General features: G+C 49.6%; 22 protein-coding genes. 11 read left to right on the top strand and 11 right to left on the bottom strand.

Annotated features, from left to right (window positions below; all coding sequences use genetic code 11):
* The gene (glcF, locus tag GEV47_RS12020; protein ID WP_153235010.1) at positions 1–1245 is read left to right on the top strand and encodes a glycolate oxidase subunit GlcF; all 1245 of its coding nucleotides are present in this window, start codon (positions 1–3) and stop codon (positions 1243–1245) included.
* Positions 1246–1330: 85 nt separating this feature from the next.
* Here the strand turns inward: glcF and GEV47_RS12015 are convergent, their stop codons facing one another.
* Both GEV47_RS12015 and GEV47_RS12010 read right to left on the bottom strand, forming a co-directional pair.
* On the bottom strand, positions 1331–1990 hold the full coding sequence (locus tag GEV47_RS12015) for a hypothetical protein (protein ID WP_153235009.1): 660 nt from the start codon (positions 1988–1990) through the stop codon (positions 1331–1333).
* Positions 1991–2005: 15 nt separating this feature from the next.
* Positions 2006–2800, bottom strand: coding sequence for an OmpA family protein (locus tag GEV47_RS12010; RefSeq protein WP_153235008.1), 795 nt, complete (start codon positions 2798–2800; stop codon positions 2006–2008).
* Positions 2801–3026: 226 nt separating this feature from the next.
* Between GEV47_RS12010 and glpD the strand changes: the two genes are divergently transcribed.
* The 3 genes from glpD to GEV47_RS11995 all read left to right on the top strand — a co-directional run bounded on the left by glpD (position 3027) and on the right by GEV47_RS11995 (position 7159).
* Entirely contained in the window at positions 3027–4565 is a 1539-nt protein-coding gene (glpD, locus tag GEV47_RS12005; protein WP_322741623.1) for a glycerol-3-phosphate dehydrogenase, read from the top strand.
* A 121-nt stretch (positions 4566–4686) separates the two neighbouring features.
* Positions 4687–6183, top strand: a complete 1497-nt coding sequence (gene glpK / locus GEV47_RS12000; RefSeq protein WP_322741622.1) for a glycerol kinase GlpK — start codon at positions 4687–4689, stop codon at positions 6181–6183.
* A 271-nt stretch (positions 6184–6454) separates the two neighbouring features.
* A complete protein-coding gene (locus GEV47_RS11995; RefSeq protein WP_153235007.1) occupies positions 6455–7159 on the top strand; it encodes an MIP/aquaporin family protein in 705 nt (234 codons plus the stop codon).
* Between the two features lie 49 nt (positions 7160–7208).
* On the opposite strand, the gene GEV47_RS11990 is transcribed toward GEV47_RS11995, so the two are convergent.
* The 3 genes from GEV47_RS11990 to GEV47_RS11980 all read right to left on the bottom strand — a co-directional run bounded on the left by GEV47_RS11990 (position 7209) and on the right by GEV47_RS11980 (position 9811).
* On the bottom strand, positions 7209–8114 hold the full coding sequence (locus GEV47_RS11990) for a hypothetical protein (RefSeq protein ID WP_153235006.1): 906 nt from the start codon (positions 8112–8114) through the stop codon (positions 7209–7211).
* 63 nt (positions 8115–8177) lie between these two features.
* Positions 8178–8672, bottom strand: a complete 495-nt coding sequence (locus GEV47_RS11985) for a glutathione peroxidase (protein WP_153235005.1) — start codon at positions 8670–8672, stop codon at positions 8178–8180.
* Positions 8673–8674: 2 nt separating this feature from the next.
* Positions 8675–9811 carry a PilT/PilU family type 4a pilus ATPase gene (locus tag GEV47_RS11980; protein WP_153235004.1) on the bottom strand — a complete coding sequence of 379 codons (1137 nt, stop codon included), beginning with the start codon at positions 9809–9811 and terminating at the stop codon, positions 8675–8677.
* A gap of 261 nt (positions 9812–10072) precedes the next feature.
* On the opposite strand from GEV47_RS11980, the gene GEV47_RS19555 reads away from it, so the two are divergent.
* Positions 10073–10258: a hypothetical protein gene (locus GEV47_RS19555; RefSeq protein WP_228124682.1), complete on the top strand. Its 186-nt coding sequence runs from the start codon at positions 10073–10075 to the stop codon at positions 10256–10258.
* 119 nt (positions 10259–10377) lie between these two features.
* On the opposite strand, the gene GEV47_RS11975 is transcribed toward GEV47_RS19555, so the two are convergent.
* Entirely contained in the window at positions 10378–11421 is a 1044-nt protein-coding gene (locus GEV47_RS11975; protein WP_153235003.1) for a type IV pilus twitching motility protein PilT, read from the bottom strand.
* A gap of 213 nt (positions 11422–11634) precedes the next feature.
* Between GEV47_RS11975 and GEV47_RS11970 the strand changes: the two genes are divergently transcribed.
* Genes GEV47_RS11970 through proC form a run of 3 tightly spaced genes read left to right on the top strand, consistent with a single transcriptional unit; the run spans position 11635 to position 14050 of the window.
* Entirely contained in the window at positions 11635–12372 is a 738-nt protein-coding gene (locus tag GEV47_RS11970) for a YggS family pyridoxal phosphate-dependent enzyme (protein ID WP_153235002.1), read from the top strand.
* Between the two features lie 52 nt (positions 12373–12424).
* A complete protein-coding gene (locus GEV47_RS11965) occupies positions 12425–13207 on the top strand; it encodes a 5'-methylthioadenosine/adenosylhomocysteine nucleosidase (protein WP_153235001.1) in 783 nt (260 codons plus the stop codon).
* An 18-nt stretch (positions 13208–13225) separates the two neighbouring features.
* Entirely contained in the window at positions 13226–14050 is an 825-nt protein-coding gene (gene proC / locus GEV47_RS11960) for a pyrroline-5-carboxylate reductase (RefSeq protein WP_153235000.1), read from the top strand.
* 16 nt (positions 14051–14066) lie between these two features.
* Here proC and GEV47_RS11955 read toward each other — a convergent pair whose 3' ends face one another.
* The 5 genes from GEV47_RS11955 to recG form a co-directional block, all read right to left on the bottom strand.
* Positions 14067–14576: a DUF1905 domain-containing protein gene (locus GEV47_RS11955; RefSeq protein ID WP_153234999.1), complete on the bottom strand. Its 510-nt coding sequence runs from the start codon at positions 14574–14576 to the stop codon at positions 14067–14069.
* Positions 14577–14841: 265 nt separating this feature from the next.
* Positions 14842–15165: a DUF883 family protein gene (locus GEV47_RS11950; protein WP_153234998.1), complete on the bottom strand. Its 324-nt coding sequence runs from the start codon at positions 15163–15165 to the stop codon at positions 14842–14844.
* Positions 15166–15249: 84 nt separating this feature from the next.
* Positions 15250–16104, bottom strand: coding sequence for a 4-hydroxybenzoate octaprenyltransferase (gene ubiA / locus GEV47_RS11945; protein ID WP_153234997.1), 855 nt, complete (start codon positions 16102–16104; stop codon positions 15250–15252).
* Between the two features lie 61 nt (positions 16105–16165).
* Complete coding sequence (locus GEV47_RS11940; protein WP_153234996.1) at positions 16166–17113, bottom strand: LysR substrate-binding domain-containing protein; 948 nt, start codon at positions 17111–17113, stop codon at positions 16166–16168.
* A gap of 8 nt (positions 17114–17121) precedes the next feature.
* The gene (gene recG / locus GEV47_RS11935) at positions 17122–19233 is read right to left on the bottom strand and encodes an ATP-dependent DNA helicase RecG (RefSeq protein WP_153234995.1); all 2112 of its coding nucleotides are present in this window, start codon (positions 19231–19233) and stop codon (positions 17122–17124) included.
* Between the two features lie 186 nt (positions 19234–19419).
* Here recG and queA point away from each other — a divergent pair, with 186 nt between their 5' ends.
* The 3 genes from queA (at position 19420) to yajC (ending at position 22148) form a co-directional block, all read left to right on the top strand.
* Positions 19420–20472, top strand: a complete 1053-nt coding sequence (gene queA / locus GEV47_RS11930) for a tRNA preQ1(34) S-adenosylmethionine ribosyltransferase-isomerase QueA (RefSeq protein ID WP_153234994.1) — start codon at positions 19420–19422, stop codon at positions 20470–20472.
* Between the two features lie 10 nt (positions 20473–20482).
* On the top strand, positions 20483–21610 hold the full coding sequence (tgt, locus tag GEV47_RS11925; protein ID WP_153234993.1) for a tRNA guanosine(34) transglycosylase Tgt: 1128 nt from the start codon (positions 20483–20485) through the stop codon (positions 21608–21610).
* A 190-nt stretch (positions 21611–21800) separates the two neighbouring features.
* Positions 21801–22148, top strand: coding sequence for a preprotein translocase subunit YajC (gene yajC / locus GEV47_RS11920; RefSeq protein ID WP_153234992.1), 348 nt, complete (start codon positions 21801–21803; stop codon positions 22146–22148).
* Positions 22149–22152 lie beyond the last annotated feature (4 nt).

Genomic DNA, 22152 nt, shown 5'->3' with positions numbered 1-22152 from the left:
ATGCAAACAAATTTAGCTGCTTTCATCAAAGATACGCCGGAAGGTAAAGAAGCCGATGCAATCTTACGCGCTTGTGTTCATTGCGGATTTTGTACTGCGACCTGCCCGACCTATCAGCTATTGGGTGATGAATTAGATGGCCCGCGCGGACGTATTTATTTGATCAAGCAAGTGTTGGAAGGTAAGCCTGCGACCAGCAAAACACAACTGCATCTGGATCGTTGTCTGACATGTCGCAATTGTGAAACGGCTTGCCCGTCTGGTGTCAAATATGGTCGCCTGTTGGATATCGGGCGTAGGGTAGTCGATCAGCAAGCGCCAAGAACGTGGTCGCAACGGCTGCAGCGTGGCGCATTAAAACAATTGTTGGTGCAGAAATGGCTGTTCGCACCAGCGCTGCAAGTTGGACAAATGTTGCGTTCGGGTTTGCCGCAAAAGCTCAAGAATAAAGTCCCGGAAAAGCAAGATGCTGGCATATGGCCACAACGTCAGCACGCACGCAAAATGTTGCTGCTCGACGGCTGCGTGCAACCGGCAATGGGACCGAATATCAACAGCGCCGCTGCACGCGTGCTGGATGCATGCGAAGTGCAATTATTGATTGCTCCCAAGGCGGGTTGTTGTGGTGCGATTCGTTATCACCTAAATGATCAGGATGGCGGTCTCACCGACATGCGACGTAACATCGACGCATGGTGGCCGTATGTCGATGGCAGCAATGGAGAAAAAATCGAAGCAATCGTGATGACGGCATCTGGTTGTGGTGTCACGGTCAAAGAGTATGGACACTTGTTGGCACATGATGTTGACTATGCTGAAAAAGCACAAATCATTTCAGCGCTGACACGCGATTTGAGTGAGGTGTTACCCGAATTCGAAGCACGATTATCGAGCAAGCTCAACGGGAAAATCAAACAGCGTATCACCTATCATCCACCCTGCACCTTGCAGCACGGTCAGCAAATACGCGGCAAGGTTGAGGGTTTGCTACGCAGTGCCGGTGTGGATGTGAAGCTGTGTGTTGATAGTCATTTGTGTTGCGGTTCAGCGGGAACGTATTCAGTATTGCAGCCGGAGTTGTCTTACCAATTGCGGGACAATAAACTGAAAAATTTACAAGCGACTAACCCGGATGTGATTGTTTCGGCCAATATCGGTTGTTTGACGCATTTGCAGTCGGGGACCGAAACCCCGGTGAAACATTGGATTGAGCTGATTGATAGTGCGCTGAACGCGGTCAATTGATCGGCACACACAGATAAAAAAATGCCTCGATGTTGATCGAGGCATTTTTATTTTTGAGCATCGAATATTGCGTAAATCAACAGCGTTAATCCTTAGACGAATCGACCTTGCCTTCCTTCACACGCTTAGCAAATTCAGTCTCGACACCCGCCGCCAACTCCCTGGCCTGACCGCGCCAGTCCTCACGTTCAACTCGGTTCGGGAAGCTGAAATGATGTTCTACCCAATGGACTTCTGGCATCGTCCATTCTGCAATTTGGGTAAATTTATAAATCCCCAATTCATGCAGCACTTCCTCATTTTTATGCCCTACACCTGAAATTAATTTCAGATTGTCGAGAGTGCCAATTGGCCTTTCTATCCCAAATGGTCTGCTGCCAACGCTACTGGCATTGGTTGCCGGAATAGCGTCAGGTAACGGAGCAGAATAGGAATCAGGCACCAAGTTCGCTGACGTCGCAGCGGCTGGTGACAGCAAAGATTTAACCCAGGCACTGAGCAGGCAGCCAATGATATAAGCGGCAAAGAACAGCAATGCCGTTTCCAGCCATAAGCCGGCACGCCCTGGCAACAATTTAAGCAGAGCGACAATCACACCTGCCGCAAACACCCATAAGGCTGCATATAACCAGCGCGCGATCCAGTGAAAGTGTTTTGCGGTATGACTTGTCATCCAGCCAATCACGCAGCCCAATACCAACGACAACAAGGTCCAGCCCCAATACGTTTCAAGTAAGTAGCTCATGGTGGTTTCTCCCCTTTATTGAGCGTTGCTGGTGCTGGTTGCAGGGGTGCCACTGGCGTTATCTGTGACATGCATTTCAATACGACGGTTTTGTGCCTTGCCATCATCGGTGTCATTGGATGCAATCGGATTGGCATCGCCAAAACCTGCTGCTTTCAGATGATCCGGCGTGATGCCAGCCTGCTTCATATAGGCAACAACGGTTTCTGCGCGATGTTTGGAGAGAGTGACATTGAGAGCTGATTTCCCCGTATTGTCGGTATAACCATCAACCTCAATCGCATCATCCGGGCAACGTTTGGCAATATCTACCAACTCTTTTACTGTGGCTTGCGAGGCGGGTGACAACGTTGCCTGGGCGGTGTTGAACAAGACTTTCGATTGACTGAGGGCTGTGGCAAACAACTGTTCGCAGGCTTTGGCATCGACTATTCCTGTCGCCGCCGCGTCTGTATCACCCGTATTTGCACTTGTTGCTGTCATTGCGGTTGCTGCCGCTGTTGTCGCTACGACGGCTGCAGCTGCAATGTCGGCACTACTGCCAGTTGCTGCTGCAGTTGCAGCTTGATCATTGATGGTGCCATTCACTAAGCGCACGCCATGCGTCTGATCAGCGGCATCATGTGCTTGTTGTGTGGCATTGGATAAGGTCACATCCCGTCCCGCGACGGTGAGTGTGCTATCCCCGCTTGCGCTGCCTGCCCGACTCTTCAAATCCTGTTCAACGTCGGTCGTTTTTGTCCAATTGGCAATCAACCACAGTAGAAAGAGTAGCGGCAAGCCCCACCACCATTTTTTCGAACGAACCATTGTCTTCTCCTCAAGTAGAAAAACTAACGGACAGCGAAATCGGTTTTGAAGCAGGTACGGGTTGATTGTAGGGAATTGTTTTTGACAGTCAACAAAAATCTATGGAGCGTTGTGGGATTAAGTGCAAATGTTCGAATTCGAACAATGTACTTTCGATTTCGAATGATTTATGATGTGGCGAAATGACAGACTTTTCTCTTCAGACTTACCACATGAGGATGACGCAGTGGAACAGACGGATATTGTTGATTTATTAGTAGTCGGTGGCGGCATCAATGGTGCAGGGATTGCGCGCGATGCTGCGGGGCGCGGTTTGACTGTGTTGTTATGTGAACAAGATGATCTGGCAGCACATACATCGTCAAGCAGCACCAAATTGATCCACGGTGGCCTGCGTTATCTGGAGCATTACGAATTCAGTCTGGTACGCAAAGCCTTGCAAGAACGCGAAGTTTTGTTGAAAGCCGCACCGCATATTATTTCACCGCTGCGCTTTGTCATGCCGCACATGCCGCATTTACGACCAGCGTGGATGATACGGGCAGGTCTGTTTTTATATGACCATCTGAGCAAACGTGAAGTATTGCCCGGTTCACGTGGTATCACTTTCAGTAGCCATCCATCCGGCATCCCACTGAAGAAATTCTTGAAAAAGGGTTTCGTCTATTCTGATGCGTCGGTTCAAGATGCGCGTCTCGTCGTGCTCAATGCGATGGATGCACGCGAACGTGGTGCGACGATATTGACGAAAACCCGTTTGATCGAGGCGACGCAAGGCGCGCAATATTGGGATGCCAGCTTGCTTTGTACTCTGACGGGCAAGACAACCCATGTCAAAGCACGTTGCGTGATCAACGCCGCCGGCCCGTGGGTGGCGAGTTTGTTGCACGGCGCTTTGCAAACGTCAGCCCAGCATCAGATTCGTTTGGTCAAAGGCAGCCATATCGTGACCAAGCGATTGTTCGATCATGATCACGCTTACATTTTCCAGAATCCTGATAACCGTATTGTCTTTGCGATTCCGTATGAAAAAGACTTTACGCTGATTGGCACCACCGACGTTGAATATCAAGGCGACCCTGCGAGTGTCACGATTTCGAATGAAGAAATTGCTTACTTGTGCGAATCGGTAAGCCGCTATTTCGAAGCCACGGTCACACCAGCGCAAGTGGTATGGACCTATGCCGGTGTGCGTCCGTTGCTGGAAGAGGAAGTCGACAATCCCGCTGCGGTTACTCGCGATTACAAATTAGAGCTGCACACCGGACAAAATCAAGCCCCCGTGTTGTCTGTTTTCGGTGGAAAAATCACAACTTATCGTCGGCTGGCAGAAGAAGCATGCGATCAATTGCAATCATTGTTCAGCTATATGAAACCAAGCTGGACCGCGCATGCGCCTTTACCTGGTGGAGATATTGAGCGGGCCGATATCACCGAATTTTTACGCGTATTTCAACAACGCCATCCATGGTTGCCCGCTGCACTGGCGCAACGCTATGCGCATGCATACGGCACGCGCGCTGAACGCATGCTGGCGGGAATTAAGGATATTGCTGGCCTCGGTGAATTATTCGGGGCGGATTTGTATGCTGCGGAAGTGCATTATTTAGTGCAGCAAGAATGGGCGATTACTGTAGACGACATACTTTGGCGTCGCTCGAAATTAGGATTGCATCTACTAGCCAATGGCGATACTGAGGCTGTAGCGCGTTTGGCTGCGTGGTTAGCGGAGCAAAAGATTGCGGTGGAACCGGCTGTAGCTTAAGCCGAAATGAAGCATGCAAAAAGGCATAAAAAGACGAAACCAGAACCGCTGTGAAGCAACCGGATATTCGTCATAACCGAGATCCACGCAAGTGGACTTACCAACCTTTGGAGTAGACAGCGTGAAAGATAAATACATTTTAGCTTTTGATCAGGGAACGACCAGCTCGCGAGCTATTCTGTTTGATCGTCAGGGCAACATCGTTTCATCTGCACAAAAAGAATTCCGTCAGATTTATCCTCAGCCAGGTTGGGTCGAACATGATCCGGAAGAAATCTGGTCAACCCAAATCGGTGTTGCTGCTGAAGCGGCAACCAAAATTCATTTGAGTGCCGGTGAGATTGCTGCCATTGGCATCACCAATCAGCGTGAAACGACCGTGGTCTGGGACAAGGAAAACGGTAAGGCGATCTACAACGCCATCGTTTGGCAGGATCGTCGTACCGCGTCATTTTGCGACGAGCTGAAAAGCCGCGGTTTGGGCGATACCATTCGTGACAAAACAGGTTTGCTAGTGGATTCGTATTTTTCCGGAACCAAGATTCGCTGGATACTGGAAAACGTGGCCGGTGCCCGTAAACTAGCGGATCAAGGACGCCTGATTTTCGGCACCATTGATACCTGGTTGGTGTGGCATCTGACTCGCGGAAAGCGCCACGTAACGGATGTTTCTAATGCATCGCGCACGATGCTGTTCAATATTCACACGCTGGATTGGGACGACGAATTATTGGAAGTGATGGGCATTCCGCGCAACATGCTGCCGGAAGTGTGTTCCTCAAGTGAAGTCTATGGACATACGGAGGTTTCCAGTTTTGGCTCGGAAATTCCGATTGCCGGGATTGCGGGTGATCAGCAGGCGGCTTTGTTTGGGCAAATGTGTACTGAGCCAGGCATGGTCAAAAATACCTACGGCACCGGTTGTTTTATGATGATGAATACTGGCACCAAGCCGATCACATCGAAGAACAATTTACTCACCACCGTGGCGTGGAAAATAGGTAATGAAGTTAACTACGCGTTGGAAGGCAGCATCTTTATTGGTGGTGCCGTGGTGCAGTGGCTGCGCGACGGTCTGGGTATCATCAAAACGTCGGCAGAAATCGAAGAGTTGGCACGTAGTGTGAAAAGTACCGATGGCGTTTATCTGGTACCCGCCTTCGCTGGTCTCGGTGCGCCGCATTGGAACGCGAATGCACGCGGTACGATATTCGGCATCACGCGTGGTACGACGTCTGCGCACTACGCGCGTGCGGCGCTCGACAGTATTGCGTATCAAACCATGGATGTGTTGAAGGCGATGGAAGCCGATTCAGGCATCGTGATTCCAGAGCTGCGCGTGGATGGCGGCGCAACAGCGAATAATCTGTTGATGCAATTTCAATCGGATATTCTTGGTGTCGATGTGGTGCGTCCTAAAGTCACCGAAACGACGGCTTTGGGTGCCGCCTATCTGGCTGGGTTAGCGGTCGGCTATTGGAGCGGTGTTGATGACGTGCGCGGTCAGTGGCAACTCGATCAACGTTTCCACGCTGCGTTACCTGCCGCCGAAGTGCAAGCCAACATCAAAGGCTGGCAGCGTGCGATTGCGGCGGCGACTGTGTGGGCAAATTCCTGACGTCCGACCTGATTTTGATAGTGTATTAAGTGAGGTCAACCTATCATTTTGAAAATGATCTAGTCATTCTCGCGGACGCGGGAATCCATCTTACGCAACTTGGATCCCCGCGTTTGCGAGGATGACGATGGTAATTTTCAATTCGATTATTTGGCATCACTTAGCTACTCCACCTTATAAAGATGAGCGCAAAAAACGTGCATGACATCACGAGTGTTGACGAGACTTTTTGCGCTTTCATTATGTACACAATTCTGAGAGATATTGAAAAATGAATCCCCTGCTAGGTGAATTTATTGGCACCACTTTGGTGGTGCTATTGGGTAATGGCGTTGTCGCGAATGTGATTTTGAATAAGACCAAAGGCAATGGAGGTGGTTTGATCGTGATCACGGTCGGCTGGGCGATGGCGGTGTTTGTTGGTGTGTTTACGGTGGCGGCGTCAAGCGGTGCGCATTTAAATCCAGCTGTGACAGTAGCGTTGGCTGTTGCCGGAAAATTTCCTTGGGCAAATGTACCCGGTTATGTCCTGATGCAAATGTTAGGCGGTATGACCGGTGCATTTTTGGTGTGGCTGATCTATCGTAATCATCTGGAGCAAACTGCCGATGGCGATACCAAGCTCGCCGTGTTTTGCACCGGCCCGGCAATTCGTAACACCTTTAGTAATCTGACCTCGGAAGTGATCGGTACATTTGTGCTGGTATACGGCGTCTTGAGCATGGCATCGCCCAAGTTTGGTTTGGGGGCATTGAATGCGTTGCCGGTTGCTTTGCTGGTGATGAGTATCGGCGTCTCGCTGGGCGGTACTACCGGCTATGCCATCAATCCGGCACGTGATCTGGGGCCGCGTCTGATGCATGCGATTTTGCCGATTTCAGGCAAGCGCGATAGCGACTGGGGATATGCTTATGTGCCAGTACTAGGTTCGATATTGGGTGGCGTTTTGGCAGCGGTGTTATATAGCCTAGGTTGATTCGTCTTGCTATATCCCTTCCCTCGCAAACGAGGGAAGGGCAGATTTACTATGCAAGCTCTGTAGTCAGTGACGTCAGCTTGGCGCGCATGGCAAACCACTCGTCAAGACCGGGTTCATTAAAGTGTTTAGCGAGGCTAAATGCTTCTTGACGTGCCACCTCAGCATCGCTTTGAAAACCCAGGCGATGAAGGGCTTTCCCGAGTTCTAATAAAAAGAAAGCCTGATCTACATCTTCCTCACCATTCGCGCGAATGATGGCAAGTCCGGACTTGGCCGCATCACAAGCGACATCCCATATGCCAAGTTTGTTGTGAACAAGTGCGATCAAATACTCAGCACGTTCATGATTTACCCAGGTTCCCGCTTTTACCCAAAGATCACGACAAGCAAAAGATCCTTCTGCGATCGCTTGTCGGTAGGTCGTGTCAGAGTCGGCCGTTCCGGGGTTATCCATTAAATATGAAATGACATTGTTTAACGCACCCGCCATTAATCCGACAAGCCGACCAGCGTCATGCCATGATTGAATTTCACCTAAACATACTTGCAGTTCTGTCGAGATGTGGTTGGCGTTTGATGTTGGGGCAATGTATTGCAGAATGCCCAAACGAATAGCAACAGATGCTTGTGAAAACGTTGCTGAAGCATCTGTACGCAAAATCGATTCTGCGGTCCATGCTTCAAGCAAGTTGCCCGATAAGGTTGCCGCGACTGCTATGTCACGCACAACTTTTGGCGTTCTGTTTTCTCGCCCAAAGCGTTGCTGCAATATAAAGGCCTCATTCCATTTCAGCTCTTTTTCGCCAATGACATGATTCACAAGAAATGCAACGCGAGGGATGTCTTCAGCCAACACATCATCTGCATTCAAGCTACGCAGTGCGGCTGCTGCTTCCAGTGGATGGTCATCATGGTTTTGCATCAAACGGTCGATTAATTGCTTACTACTCATTTTCTGTTTCTAAGTACATTAAGATGTTTTGATGCCATGATTTTCAATGGTTTTGCAGGTGTATTACGCTAATAATTTCTCAATATCAGCAACCAGCGCTTCCGGTTTCGTCAACGGCGCATAGCGGTCAACAACGGCCCCATCTTTGTTGATCAAGAATTTAGTGAAATTCCATTTGATAGCTTCGCTGCCAAGTAAACCAGGCGCATTGCTTTTCAGATATTCGTAAAGCGGTGCAGCGTCTTTACCATTGACATCAATTTTGGTAAATAAGGGGAAAGTTACACCGTAATTCTTTTCGCAAAAGGCACCTATTTCTTCGGCATTGCCAGGTTCTTGCGCACCAAACTGGTTACAGGGGAAGGCCAGTATTTCCAAGCCTTTTTCCTGGTATTTTTTATACAGTTCTTCTAACCCCTGGTACTGCGGCGTGAAACCACACGCGCTGGCTGTGTTGACGATTAACAGAACTTTGCCGCGGTAGTCAGCCAGGTTTGCCGGGCTGCCATCTAGTCGTGCGACAGTAAAATCGTAAAGAGTTGATGTGGTGTTATTCATTTTCAGACTAGCCCTAAATGTTCAGTACCTGCACTCAGATCGCGGGTACTGGCGTCTTTACCGCGTAATTTAATCGATAAGCGCAGGTCATTGACAGAGTCGGCATTACGCAACGCATCTTCATAACTGATCTTGTCGCTTTCATATAAATCGAACAACGCCTGATCAAAAGTCTGCATGCCGAGCTCGCGAGATTTCTTCATGACTTCTTTGATTTCATGTACTTCTGCTTTGAAAATCAAATCGGAAATCAAAGGTGAATTTAGCATGATTTCAATTGCCACACAGCGGCCTTTGACATTTTTGAGCGGGATCAAGCGCTGCGAAACGATACCTTTCAAGTTCAAGGAAAGATCCATCAGCAATTGTGGCCGACGTTCTTCGGGGAAGAAGTTGATGATGCGATCCAGTGCCTGGTTGGCGCTATTAGCATGCAGCGTCGCCAGACATAAATGGCCGGTTTCAGCAAATGCGATGGCGTGATCCATGGTTTCGCGGTCACGGATTTCACCGATCAAGATCACATCTGGCGCTTGTCGCAACGTGTTTTTCAGCGCGACTTCCCAATTCTCGGTATCGACCCCGACTTCGCGCTGCGTGATGATGCAATTTCTATGCGGGTGAACGTATTCGACCGGATCTTCAATGGTGATGATATGGCCGTAACTATTTTCGTTGCGATAACCTATCATCGCAGCCAATGTGGTCGATTTGCCGGAACCAGTCGCACCTACCATGATGACCAAACCACGCTTCGTCATGGCAACTTCTTTCAAAGTGTCAGGCAAGCCCAAGTCTTCAAATTTTGGAATTTCGGTAGTAATGGTACGCAGCACCAGGCCAACTTTTCCTTGTTGCATAAACGCAGATACGCGGAACCGTCCCAAATCGCCTGGATTGATGGCGAAATTGCATTCGCTGGTTTCTTCGAAACTCGCCGCTTGCTTGTCGTTCATGATGGCGCGTGCCAGCTCTATCGTATGCGCTGGACTTAGCGGTTGGTTTGATACTGGTGTGACTTTGCCGTCGATTTTGAAGGCAGGGGGGAAGTCTGCTGTGATGAAGAGATCGGAGCCGCGTTTGCTTAGCATTAGGCGGAGGAGGTCGTGCATGAATTTGGTGGCTTGATCGCGTTCCATTCGGGTTTTCTCTTTTTCTCTTTAAGTATTGCGCTTAATAATTGGAGTGTCACTCCGTGGTGACAGCGTTGTCGGGGGTAGCCCGACAGCTACTTACTTTTCTTGCTTCGCCAAGAAAAGTAAGCAAAAGAAGGCGACTGCAGAGCCGTTGCCCGCCGTTGGCGGGTTCCCAAAAATGTTGAAGCTTATTCGGGAGGAAAGACCAACTCGCCTTCGGCTCAAACATGTCTTCCCTCTTTTTCCGAATAAGCTTCAACATTTTTGGCAACGTCCAATGCAGAATTCAACGTCAAAAACAACGGCAACTTCAACGTCAAAAACAACGGCAACTTCAACGTCAAAAACAACAGCTTTGGTGGATCAACTGCGCTCGGTATTGGAACTTATGTAAAGCAGGGCTGGTATCGCATTTTTTCTCAGAAGAGACGTGCTATAAAAAGTAAGTGATTAAGCTATCGGATGATGGCGACGCCAAATCTTGTTATTGATACTGACGGCACGAGATCGTGAGAAAAAATGTGATACCAGTCCTGTTTTACGTAACACCTATCTAAATTTTTTCCTAATTATCCTGGGAAGTTATCCGGAATTTTCGCTGCCGCACGGGCGCTTGCCATGGAGATCACGTTGCGTTTTACCAGTTCGGTTAAGTTGTGATCCAGGGTTTGCATGCCGGCGTTGCTGCTGGTTTGGATGGTGGAGTACATTTGTGCAATTTTGCCTTCGCGGATCAGATTGCGGATCGCTGGGGTGCCGAGCATGATTTCGTGGGCGGCGACGCGGCCGCCGCCGTCTTTAGTTTTTAGCAGGGATTGTGAAATCACGGCCTGTAGCGATTCGGACAACATGGCGCGGACCATTTCTTTTTCTTCGGCCGGGAAGACGTCGACAATACGGTCAATGGTTTTGGCTGCGGATGAGGTATGCAATGTGCCGAATACCAAGTGGCCGGTTTCGGCGGCAGTCAGGGCCAGGCGTATGGTTTCCAGATCGCGCAATTCGCCGACCAGAATGACGTCGGGATCTTCCCGTAATGCAGAGCGTAATGCGTTGTTGAACGAATGCGTATGCGGTCCGACTTCGCGTTGGTTGATCAGGCATTTATTCGAATTGTGAACAAATTCAATCGGGTCTTCGATGGTCAGAATATGCGCATATTCGTTTTCATTGACGTGATTGACCATCGCCGCCAAGGTCGTTGATTTACCCGAGCCGGTCGGCCCGGTAACCAACACCAGGCCACGCGGTTTTAAAGCAAGTTCGGAGAAAATGCGGGGTGCATTCAATTGTTCAAGCGATAGAATTTTGGACGGAATTGTCCGCATTACCGCTGCTGCGCCGCGCTCTTGATTAAAGGCGTTGACGCGGAAACGCGCCAGACCGGGGACGTCAAATGAGAAATCGCACTCCAGGTGTTCTTCATAGGCTTTGCGCTGTCCATCATTCATGATGTCATAAATCATGCTGTGGACATCTTTATGTTCCATCGGTGGCAAATTGATACGGCGCACGTCGCCATGCACTCGTATCATCGGCGGCAAACCGCTTGAGAGATGTAAGTCGGAAGCTTTGTTCTTGACCGAAAATGCCAGTAATTCCGTAATGTCCATCTATAATCCCTGAGTTGAGTGTTGTTTCTGCGCGCAATACTGACAACTTTCAAAATGCCGTCCGTCATTCTGTAAAAGCAGGAGATTGCTATGTCTTAACCATGACATCTCACCATTGCGGAAGTGACGAATTTTGTCTATTTCAAGCGAGTATCGTTTTAAGCACGATTTCAAGCAAGAATAATGCCTCGAAGTAATTTTAATCCCGCGATTATGTCCTCAATCTCTCAAAAGTTGCAAGCTGTACATGACAGTATTCACGCTGCGGCGTTAGCGGCGTCTCGCCCGGTGGACAGCGTGATGTTATTGGCAGTATCTAAGACGTTTGGCGCAGACGCAGTGTTGCAGGCTGCCGCAGCTGGTCAGCGCGCGTTTGGTGAGAATTATGTACAAGAAGCGTTAGAGAAAATGGTAGCGGTGAATCAGCTGCTGCAAACCTTTAATGTGGCGACAGATAAGCTTTTGCTCCAATCTCCGGTCTTGGAGTGGCATTTCATCGGTCCGATACAAAGCAATAAAACCCGCTTGATTGCCGAGAATTTTGCCTGGGTGCATACAATAGAGCGAGAAAAAATCGCCCGCCGCCTATCCGAACAACGCCCGCCAGAATTGCCTCCGCTGCAAGTGTGTTTGCAAGTGAACATCAGTGAGGAAGCCAGCAAAAGTGGTGTCAGCGTCGACCAGGCTTTGGAAGTGGCGCGTGCGATTGCCGCTTTACCTGGCTTGAAGTTACGCGGTTTGATGGCGATTCCCGAGCCTACCGATGATGTGGCACGTCAGCGTGCGGCGTTTCGTCAGGTGCGTGAACTATTTTCAGAATTGAATGCGCACGGTTTGGGGTTGGATACTTTGTCGATGGGGATGTCAGGGGATATGACTGCAGCGATCGCTGAAGGGGCGACGATTGTTCGTGTCGGCAGTGCGATTTTCGGTGCGCGGACATATTCATAGCGTGCTGACGTAATTTACGTGAGTCCTAATAATGACAGAAAGATAAATAGAAATGACGATAGGAATCCTCGGCGCGATGCATGGAGAAATCGCGGAGTTGATCAGCGCGATGATTGCGCAAAGCGGTAGTCGGATCGAGCGCATCGGTATGCGCGACTATCATGTGGGCGAACTGAACGGGCAACCGTGCGTAGTGGCGTTGGCCAGGATAGGTAAAGTTGCTGCGGCTGCCACGACCGTGTCGTTGATACGTGAATTTAACGTAACAGAGATTATCTTTACCGGCCTGGCTGGCGGCATTGCAGCGGAGGCTAAGGTTGGCGATGTGGTGCTGGCCGATCAATTGATACAACATGATTTGGATGCCAGTCCGATTTTCCCGCGTTATGAGGTGCCTCTTCTGGGGATGTCGACATTTGCGACAGACGCAGCATTAAGTGCAGAGTTGAAAATAGCGGCGGAAAACTTTTTGCGCGACGATTTACCGCACGCTATTACGCAAAAAAACCAAGACATTTTCCAGTTGCAGCAAGTAGCTTTGCATGTTGGCACGATAGCCAGTGGTGATCAATTCATCAGTGATATTGCGCACGCAAGCCGAATTGTAACAGCATTGCCGGAGGTGTTAGCGGTTGAAATGGAAGGCGCTGCGGTGGCGCAAATTTGCTATGAATACGGGGTTCCTTGCGCCATATTACGTACTATTTCAGATCGCGCAGATGCCACTGCGCATGTGGATTTCGGACAGTTTTTGGATGGCGTTGCCAGTCATTATTCTGCCGGAATAGTGCGACGATTTTTGTCGGAACGATCATCGCGTAGTATCAACATATAAAAAATAATCAGGAAAATTATGCAGAACAAACTCAATATTAATTTCATCGGTGGCGGCAATATGGCGGCGGCATTGATCGCTGGTTTGGCGGGCAAAGTAACCGATGGTGCCAACATCCATGTGGTTGATGTGAATACTGACGCATTACAAAATTTGACGCAGCAATTTGGCGTTACCACTGCTACGACAATTGACGCAGCGATTAGCCGCAGCGATGTGATCGTATTGGCGCTGAAGCCGCAGATAATGAAGTCGGTGATGGCTAATCTGTTGCCGCATTTGTCGAATCAACTCGTGGTGTCGATTGCGGCGGGGATTCCCGCCGATGCTTTGTCGCGCTGGCTGAATGGCCATGAAGCGATTGTGCGCTGTATGCCGAATACGCCAGCACTGATTGGCCGCGGTATGACCGGCATGTTCGCCTGTAGCGGCGTGTCGTCGCAGCAGCGCGATACAGCCGATTCCATTATGCGGGCAGTTGGTAGCACGATTTGGTTGCAGGATGAAGCATTGATTGATGCCGTCACTGCGATTTCAGGCAGTGGGCCTGCCTATGTCTTTTACTTTATCGAAGCCATGCAGCAAGCTGCACAGGAACTTGGTTTGACGCCGCAACAAAGTGTCGAATTGGCGACCGCAACTTTTGTGGGAGCTTCGCATCTTGCAGAGCAATCGTCCGAGCCGGTATCGGTATTGCGCGAGCGTGTTACTTCGAAAGGTGGGACGACGTATGCGGCGTTGACCAGCATGGAAAACAGTGGCGTGAAGCAGGCGATCGTGACTGCGGCAAAGGCAGCAGCCGCCCGCGGCAAGGAGTTGGGTGAGGAGTTTGGTCGGGATTGATCTGATCTAAGAGACGTTACAGATCGGTTTCATCTCGTTTTTTGTGCATCAGCGCATAAAGGGTTTCCGGCTTGTTCCCCAATAAGTGCTGAATGATGATGCCGATATTCCGTAAACGAGATTTTTCACTCTTGAGCATGCGGATACTGCGGTGGATTTCTTTTTGGTGCGAGGGCGCTAATTTTTCAAAAGCACTCTTTGCTTCTTTGCTTTGCGATAGCGCTCGAATGAATGCCGGATGCGCAGGCTCGGTGCGCGGGACTGGGTCAAATGCAATCTCGAAACGTACGGTGTCGCCAACCTCCGCTTGCGCATCTTTGCGCATCGGGGTATTGAGATAGAGGCGCCAGAGTCCTTGATACTTCACGATGTTTTGTATGAACTTCTTCCCATTAATCTGGCCTTTGATGGGAATGGGACCTTTTTCTTTGCCGGCGGCTTTAAAGAGCTCTGCTAAAACATCCTCGGGGACTTCGACGTAAGGATTGATACCGATGATGAAAATTTCTGCGGAAAATATCTGCATGAAGCACCTTTCTCCGCAGGGCTCTAATTTTAGGAGAGACGCAAAACTGCTGCAGCGGCGTTATGCCTACTTGCCGTACTGTCTGCGTGTGGCACGCCCTGCTAGGACAATTTTGCGTAAGCCTTATTTCGTTTGTATGCCCAAAAAGCGGAGGGCGGCAAACAGTTCAACTCATTGCAATTACACAATGGTGCTGATGATGTTTGCCGCCCCTCCACTTTTGTCTAATGACTGATAGCTGACAGAAGAAGGTCAATCAGTAATATTATCGGCCGCGGCCAATAACAACACCTACCAACAAGCCAATCGCCGCCGCAACACCGACGGCTTTCCATGGGTTGTCACCAACGTATTCGTCGGTCACATGCGCCGCATGTCTGCTTCTTTCGACGGCTTTTTTGGAGACTTTAGGAAATTCAGTTTTTGCAGTGTGCAATGTTTCTTTCAGTTTTGCGCGTGCTTTGTCATAACGGTGTTGAGCATGGTCATGTGCTTCGTCAATGATTTGTTCTGCCTCATTGATGACAGATTTCAAGCCTTCATTCAGATTGTCGCGGGCGTCTTTGATATGGTCGGTATTAATTGCCATGATGTTCCCTTTCGTGTGAGTGAATTGTCTGATGTCGTTATGAAGTAACGATATGCCGGAATGATATAAAACAATATTGATTTGCTATCGTAATGCATAGTCCATTGCAATGCCACAAAATATCGCAGCACCGAGCCAATTGTTATGCCGAAATGCTGCAAAGCACCCAGCACGATCCCGCTCGCGAATCAAAAAATAATGATAGATTGCGCAGCCAGTGGCCACCACTAAACCGGCGATAAACCAAGTGCGTAAACCGTACTGCCAGCCTACCACGAACACTAGTGCAAAGCAGCAAAAATAGCACAGCATCACCGCCAGGACATCGTAACGGCCAAAGGTAATGGCCGAGGTTTGGATACCAATTTTCAGGTCGTCATCGCGATCCACCATGGCATATTCCGTGTCGTAGGCGACTGCCCAAAAGATATTGGCAATTAATAGTATCCATGCCGCTACCGGCACATTATCTTGCACTGCGGCAAAGCCCATCGGAATGCCAAAGCCAAAAGCAATTCCAAGATAAGCCTGCGGAATGGCGAAAAAGCGCTTGAAATAAGGGTAGCTGCCAGCCACGATGAGCGCGGCGACAGACAGTTGTTTGGTCAGTGCATTCAAAGGCAATATCAATAAAAATGATATCAACGCCAGCACCACTGCAATCATCACCGCTTCCCATGCCGCGATTTTGCCGCTGGTGAGTGGTCGTTCAGCGGTGCGTTTAACGTATTTATCAATATCGCGGTCGGCAAAATCATTGATGGCACAACCGGCGGAACGCATTAATGCCGTTCCTATGCAAAAAATAGCGACTAATTTCCAGTCTGGTTTACCGTTGCTGGCGAGCCACAAAGCGATCAGAGTCGGCCAAAGTAATAGCAAAATGCCAATTGGTTTGTCCAGACGAACCAATCGTAAGTAGAGTTTGAGTTTTTCCATGTGGACTTACATAAATCGTAGGATGCGTATCGTTATATTCCACGCATCCTACTTCGTTGAATTAGCCTTCAAGCACTTTTTCGTTATGTAGCAAAGTGACACCTTGCAAACCACAATCGAGAACTGCTTTTTGTACAGCAGCGATGGCTTCATGACGGGTAAAACTTTTGCGCCATGCAATGACTACGCGACGTGAGGGACTTGGCTCTGCAAACGGAACGTAACGCAGCATGCCGTCCTTATCGTTGATGTCGGTCACGGATGCGCGTGGCAGGGCTGTGATGCCAATTCCTGAGGCCACCATATGACGTATGGTTTCCAGCGATGAGCCTTCGAAAGTGCGGGCGATACCATCCCCGCCGGTCGAAAAGCGTGACATTTCCGGGCACACTTCTAACACTTGATCGCGGAAGCAATGGCCGCTGCCGAGTAATAGCATGGTTTCGGTTTTTAACTCGTCGGTACTAATGCTGGTACGGTTGGCCCATGGATGATTTTTCGGCATGGCGATGACAAAAGGTTCGTCATACAGCGGTTGCACCATCAATCCATGTTCCGGAAAAGGTAGCGCCATGATGGCGACATCAAGCTCACCCTGACGCAGTAATTCCAACAAGCGTACGGTGAAATTTTCTTGCAATACCATCGGCATTTGCGGGACTTGCTCGATCATGGTTTTGACCAGCGCAGGTAGCAAATAAGGGCCGATGGTGTAGATGATGCCAAGACGCAGCGGGCCAGATAGCGGGTCTTTATTTTGATTGGCGATTTCGCGGATGGCGGCGGTTTGCTCCAACACGCGTTCGGCCTGGGCGACAATTTTTGCTCCTAGCGGTGTCACCGAAATTTCACCACCGCCGCGCTCAAAAATCACCACACCTAATTCATCCTCTAGTTTTCTGATAGCGACGGAAAGTGTCGGTTGTGCGACGAAGCAGGCTTCTGCCGCATGACCAAAATGTTTTACGCGTGCTACTGCGACGATGTATTTAAGTTCGGTTAGAGTCATGTCGGTATTTACACTTTCAAAAAATCTTCACGTCCACCTAGCCAGCGGGCTAAATGCGCAGTCACCGTAGCGCTGTTCTCCGGCGTCGTATGTTGCAACAAGTTCTGCGCCAGGCTACTTGCTTGCTCCACCAGCCATTGATCGGTAGACAAATCGGCAAATCGCAGCATGGCTTCACCAGACTGTCGTGACCCCAAAAATTCGCCAGGACCGCGGATATCGAGATCGCGACGGGCGATTTCAAACCCATCGGTGGTTTCGCGCATGGTCATCAAACGCTGCCTGGCGATTTGCCCTAAGGGAGCCTGATAAAGCAGCAAGCATACGCTGGCTGCCGAGCCACGTCCAACCCGACCGCGCAATTGATGTAATTGTGACAAGCCAAAGCGTTCCGCATGTTCGATCACCATCAGCGAAGCATTCGGCACATCGACACCGACTTCGATAACGGTAGTGGCGACTAAAACATGAATCTCGCCGCGAATGAAAGCCTCCATCACCGCCTGTTTTTCAACTTGCTTCAGACGCCCATGCACTAAGCCTATATGCAGATCAGGGAGCGCCTCGGCAAGTGCGGCATACGTTTCGGTCGCGGTTTGCAACTGTAACGCTTCCGATTCCTCAATTAACGGACATACCCAATAGACTTGCCTGCCTTCTTGTGCGGCGGCATGGACCCGTGCGATTACTTCATCGCGTCGATTTTGATCGATGTTGCGGGTAACGATGGGTGTGCGACCTGGCGGCAATTCGTCAATCACCGAAATTTCCAGATCGGCGTAATAAGTCATCGCCAGGGTACGTGGAATCGGTGTTGCACTCATCATCAGTTGATGCGGGACGATGTCACTGTCGCCGTTGTTTGCTTTATTGCGCAAAGTTAAACGCTGACCAACACCAAAGCGATGCTGTTCATCGACAATCACTAATCCCAATTTTGCAAACTGCACACTGTCTTGTATCAATGCATGCGTGCCGATAATCAGTTGCGCCTCGCCCGAGGCGATCCGTTCTTGCGCGGCCAGCTTTTCTTTCTTTTTCAAACTGCCAGTCAGCCAGGCAACCTTGATGCCAAGCGGCTCCATCCAGCCAGCAATTTTTCGGAAATGTTGATCTGCCAAAATTTCTGTCGGTGCCATTAACACGGCTTGATAACCACTATCTATTGCTTGCGCTGCAGCTAATGCCGCGACGACGGTTTTACCGCTGCCGACATCGCCTTGCAGCAAACGCTGCATCGGAAACGGCGCTTGTAAATCGTGGCGAATTTCAGTCAGCACACGCTGTTGTGCCGCGGTGAGTGAGAACGGTAAGGCTTGTAAAAACGCCGCGCTTAATGTTCCTGTCACCGACAAGGCCCGTGCATTTTTAGCGCGTCGCGCAACTTGCGCACGTTTCAATGACAACTGTTGCGCTAGTAATTCATCAAACTTCATCCTTACCCATGCCGGATGCGATTTGTCTTCTAACGCGCCTTCATCAATTTCGGGAGGAGGGTTATGCAACAGCCGTACTGCTGCTTCAAATGGCATCAATTGGAAGGTGTGAGGTGACGACGTTTGCAATTGTGCTGGCGATAAGGTGTCCTGCCAGTTGACCTTTTGCATCGCATCGGCAATCACTTTGCGTAAATAGGTTTGCGATAAACCTTCTCCGGATGGATATACCGGTGTCAACACACATGGCAGCGGCGCTCCTTCCAATACGATTTTGTAGTTAGGGTGGACGATTTCCGCGCCAAAAAAACCATGTCGAATTTCGCCGCGAGCGCGTACTCGTGTACCGACGGCAAGTTGCTTGGTTTGGCTACCGTAAAAATTCAAAAAGCGCATCACCAATTGACCAGTATCGTCCTGCAGGGTCACTATCAATTGACGACGCGGGCGATATTGAATATCACAACTGCTGACGATGCCTTCGACTTGCGCTGTACTGCTACCGACATGACTAGCTTGCTGTATGGTCAGCACTTGCGTTTCATCTTCATAGCGCGCCGGTAGATGCAGCACGCAGTCCATGTCCGTACGCAAACCCAGACGTGCTAACTTATTGGCACGCGTAGTGGCCTGTGAAGTTGCCGGTGGTTTTTTGGGAGCAGGCTTTGTCGTGGAATCGGGCATAGTACAGAGCAATGGGTATATATCAGCCCATAAAATGAGCAGCTAACGTAAAATAGAGGGTTGTCTTTTAAAAAGACTGTATATAAACCCAGTTTATCCTATTGTAAAGGCTAGTTGCGGCCTTGGTAAGATGGTTTTGCCACAATAGCTTTAATTTTTGCCTCAGCCTTTCCCATTACCTTAAGCATGCAAGCTCTTTCTGATTACGATTTCACTCTTCCGCCGGAACTGATTGCGCAACTGCCGCTGGCAGAGCGCAGCGCGTCACGTTTGTTACATGTTATCAATGCGGATGAAAATACGGTTGATAGTCCCGCATTCATGGACCGCCAGTTCACCGACATTGTCGACCTGCTCAGCGCTGGCGATTTGCTGGTGTTTAATGACACACGGGTGCTCAAAGCACGGTTTTTTGGCGTTAAAAAAACCGGTGGTAAGGTCGAAGTATTGATCGAGCGCGTGATTGATCACAGCACCGTACATGCGCAAGTGCGTGCTTCAAAATCGCCGCCGGCTGGTACTAGCCTGCGTTTGGCAGATGCTTTCGATGTGGTGGTGGGTGAGCGTGTTGGTGAATTTTTCACGCTGACATTTCCTGCCGATGTGTTTGAATTGATTGAGGCGCATGGTCGTTTGCCATTGCCTCCTTACATCGAACGAGGTGAAGCACATGAAGCCGACACCTTTGATGAAACACGTTATCAGACTGTCTATGCCAAACAACCGGGGGCTGTAGCTGCACCGACCGCTGGTTTGCATTTTGACGCTGCTTTACTGGAGCGTTTGCAGCAAAAAGGTGTGCAATTTGCTTACGTCACTTTGCATGTCGGCGCTGGTACTTTTCAGCCGGTACGGGTGGAAAATCTGGCTGAACACAAGATGCACAGCGAGTGGTACACCATCGCTGCGACAACGGTGGATGCGGTACGCGCCACGAAAGCCGCAGGCGGCAAAGTGATTGCGGTCGGCACCACTAGTTTGCGGGCGTTGGAATCGGCGTCACAATCCGGCGTTTTACAGGCAGGCAGCGCCGATACCGCTTTGTTCATCACGCCGGGTTATCGCTTTAAAACAGTGGACAGATTAATCACCAATTTCCATTTGCCGAAATCGACGTTGCTGATGCTGGTGTCGGCGTTTGTCGGATATGACGTGATCAAGGCGGCATACGCGCATGCGATTGCCGAAAAATATCGTTTTTTCAGCTATGGCGATGCCATGCTGCTTACTTACAAATAAAAAGAGAATTATGCTCGAATTTACCCTGCTCAAAACCGAAGGCAAAGCGCGCCGCGGCCGCGTCAAATTGAATCATGGCGTGGTTGAAACGCCAATTTTCATGCCGGTCGGTACTTACGGTTCGGTCAAGGCAATGTCGCCGTTGGAATTGAACGAAATTAATGCTCAAATCATTCTGGGCAATACTTTCCATTTGTGGTTGCGTCCGGGTTTGGAGGTCGTCAAAAAGTTTGGCGGGCTGCATAAATTCATGGGATGGGATAAACCTATCTTGACCGATTCCGGCGGTTTCCAGGTATTTTCATTGGGAGCCATGCGCAAGATCACTGAAGAGGGCGTGCATTTCTCGTCGCCGATTAATGGCGATAAGCTCTTTCTTTCACCTGAAGTGTCGATGCAGATTCAGCGTGTGCTGAATTCCGATATCGTGATGCAGTTTGATGAATGCACGCCGTATGAAATTGATGGTCGTCCGGCGACGCAAGTCGAAGCGGCGCAATCGATGCGCATGTCGCTGCGTTGGGCCAAGCGCTCGCAAGATGAATTCAAAGGCGGAGAAAATCCAAATGCCTTGTTTGGAATTGTGCAAGGCGGGATGTTCGAAAATTTGCGCGATGAATCCCTGGCTGGTTTGAATGAGCTCGATTTCAACGGGCTTGCTATCGGCGGTTTGTCAGTCGGTGAGCCGAAAGAAGAGATGATGCGAGTGTTGGAGCATATCGGCCCTAAATTGCCAGCCAATAAGCCGCATTACCTGATGGGTGTCGGTACACCAGAGGATTTGGTGGCAGGCGTGGAAAACGGTGTTGACATGTTTGACTGTGTAATGCCAACGCGCAATGCGCGCAACGGTTGGTTGTTTACCCGTTTCGGCGACGTCAAAATCAAAAACTCCCGCTATAAAGAAGAAACCGCGCCGCTGGATGAAACTTGCGGTTGTTATACCTGTCAGAATTTTTCGCGTGCGTACTTGCATCATTTGCATCGTACTGGCGAAATTCTAGGTGCACGCTTAAATACTATTCATAATTTGCATTACTACCTGGATTTAATGCAAAACATCCGTGATGCGCTGGATGAAGGTAAATTTACTGCATTTGTGACGCAGTTCCATGCTGATCGCGCACGCGGCGTATAAATAGATGTCGAAGCAACACTTGTTAAATTTGTAAACGACGCCATTTACAGCGAATAAGCTCTTTTTTACATGAGTTTGTACTAAATACACTGCCTGTTCTGACTACTTAGAGCCGGCAGTGTGCTATTTCGGCCTCCCGCAATGCTAAAATGCGGGGCTATTTTTCAACTACTACTTTGGGAGCACTCTCATGTTCATTACAACAGCGTACGCGCAGACTGCGCCAGCGGCGACTCCAGCAGGCGGTCTTGCCGGCTTGGGCGGCAACTTGACAAGCTTCTTACCGATTATCTTGATGTTTGTGGTGCTGTACTTCTTGATGATACGCCCACAAATGAAGCGTCAAAAAGAACAAAAGGCGATGATGGATGCGCTGGCAAAAGGCGATGAAGTGATTTCTGCCGGTGGTATTTTGGGTAAAATCACCAAAGTTTCTGATGGTTACATCACATTGGAAGTGTCGGCAGGTGTTGAAATCACCGTACAAAAAAGTGCTGTATCGACTTTGCTGCCAAAAGGCACGATCAAGACTTTGTAATTTT

The sequence above is a fragment of the Glaciimonas soli genome (assembly GCF_009497155.1).
Taxonomy (GTDB): domain Bacteria; phylum Pseudomonadota; class Gammaproteobacteria; order Burkholderiales; family Burkholderiaceae_D; genus Glaciimonas; species Glaciimonas soli.
This window is presented reverse-complemented; position numbering and strand designations above follow the sequence as displayed.

Coding starts and splice junctions, on each gene's coding strand:
- GEV47_RS12010 (WP_153235008.1), bottom strand. CDS start 2,800: ATGGTTCGTTCGAAAAAATGGTGGTGGGGCTTGCCGCTACTCTTTCTA.
- GEV47_RS11970 (WP_153235002.1), top strand. CDS start 11,635: ATGTCCTCAATCTCTCAAAAGTTGCAAGCTGTACATGACAGTATTCAC.
- GEV47_RS12015 (WP_153235009.1), bottom strand. CDS start 1,990: ATGAGCTACTTACTTGAAACGTATTGGGGCTGGACCTTGTTGTCGTTG.
- GEV47_RS11990 (WP_153235006.1), bottom strand. CDS start 8,114: ATGAGTAGTAAGCAATTAATCGACCGTTTGATGCAAAACCATGATGAC.
- glcF (WP_153235010.1), top strand. CDS start 1: ATGCAAACAAATTTAGCTGCTTTCATCAAAGATACGCCGGAAGGTAAA.
- GEV47_RS11980 (WP_153235004.1), bottom strand. CDS start 9,811: ATGGAACGCGATCAAGCCACCAAATTCATGCACGACCTCCTCCGCCTA.
- GEV47_RS11975 (WP_153235003.1), bottom strand. CDS start 11,421: ATGGACATTACGGAATTACTGGCATTTTCGGTCAAGAACAAAGCTTCC.
- ubiA (WP_153234997.1), bottom strand. CDS start 16,104: ATGGAAAAACTCAAACTCTACTTACGATTGGTTCGTCTGGACAAACCA.
- queA (WP_153234994.1), top strand. CDS start 19,420: ATGCAAGCTCTTTCTGATTACGATTTCACTCTTCCGCCGGAACTGATT.
- GEV47_RS11940 (WP_153234996.1), bottom strand. CDS start 17,113: ATGACTCTAACCGAACTTAAATACATCGTCGCAGTAGCACGCGTAAAA.
- GEV47_RS11955 (WP_153234999.1), bottom strand. CDS start 14,576: ATGCAGATATTTTCCGCAGAAATTTTCATCATCGGTATCAATCCTTAC.
- GEV47_RS11995 (WP_153235007.1), top strand. CDS start 6,455: ATGAATCCCCTGCTAGGTGAATTTATTGGCACCACTTTGGTGGTGCTA.
- GEV47_RS11965 (WP_153235001.1), top strand. CDS start 12,425: ATGACGATAGGAATCCTCGGCGCGATGCATGGAGAAATCGCGGAGTTG.
- GEV47_RS11985 (WP_153235005.1), bottom strand. CDS start 8,672: ATGAATAACACCACATCAACTCTTTACGATTTTACTGTCGCACGACTA.
- proC (WP_153235000.1), top strand. CDS start 13,226: ATGCAGAACAAACTCAATATTAATTTCATCGGTGGCGGCAATATGGCG.
- recG (WP_153234995.1), bottom strand. CDS start 19,233: ATGCCCGATTCCACGACAAAGCCTGCTCCCAAAAAACCACCGGCAACT.
- tgt (WP_153234993.1), top strand. CDS start 20,483: ATGCTCGAATTTACCCTGCTCAAAACCGAAGGCAAAGCGCGCCGCGGC.
- yajC (WP_153234992.1), top strand. CDS start 21,801: ATGTTCATTACAACAGCGTACGCGCAGACTGCGCCAGCGGCGACTCCA.
- GEV47_RS11950 (WP_153234998.1), bottom strand. CDS start 15,165: ATGGCAATTAATACCGACCATATCAAAGACGCCCGCGACAATCTGAAT.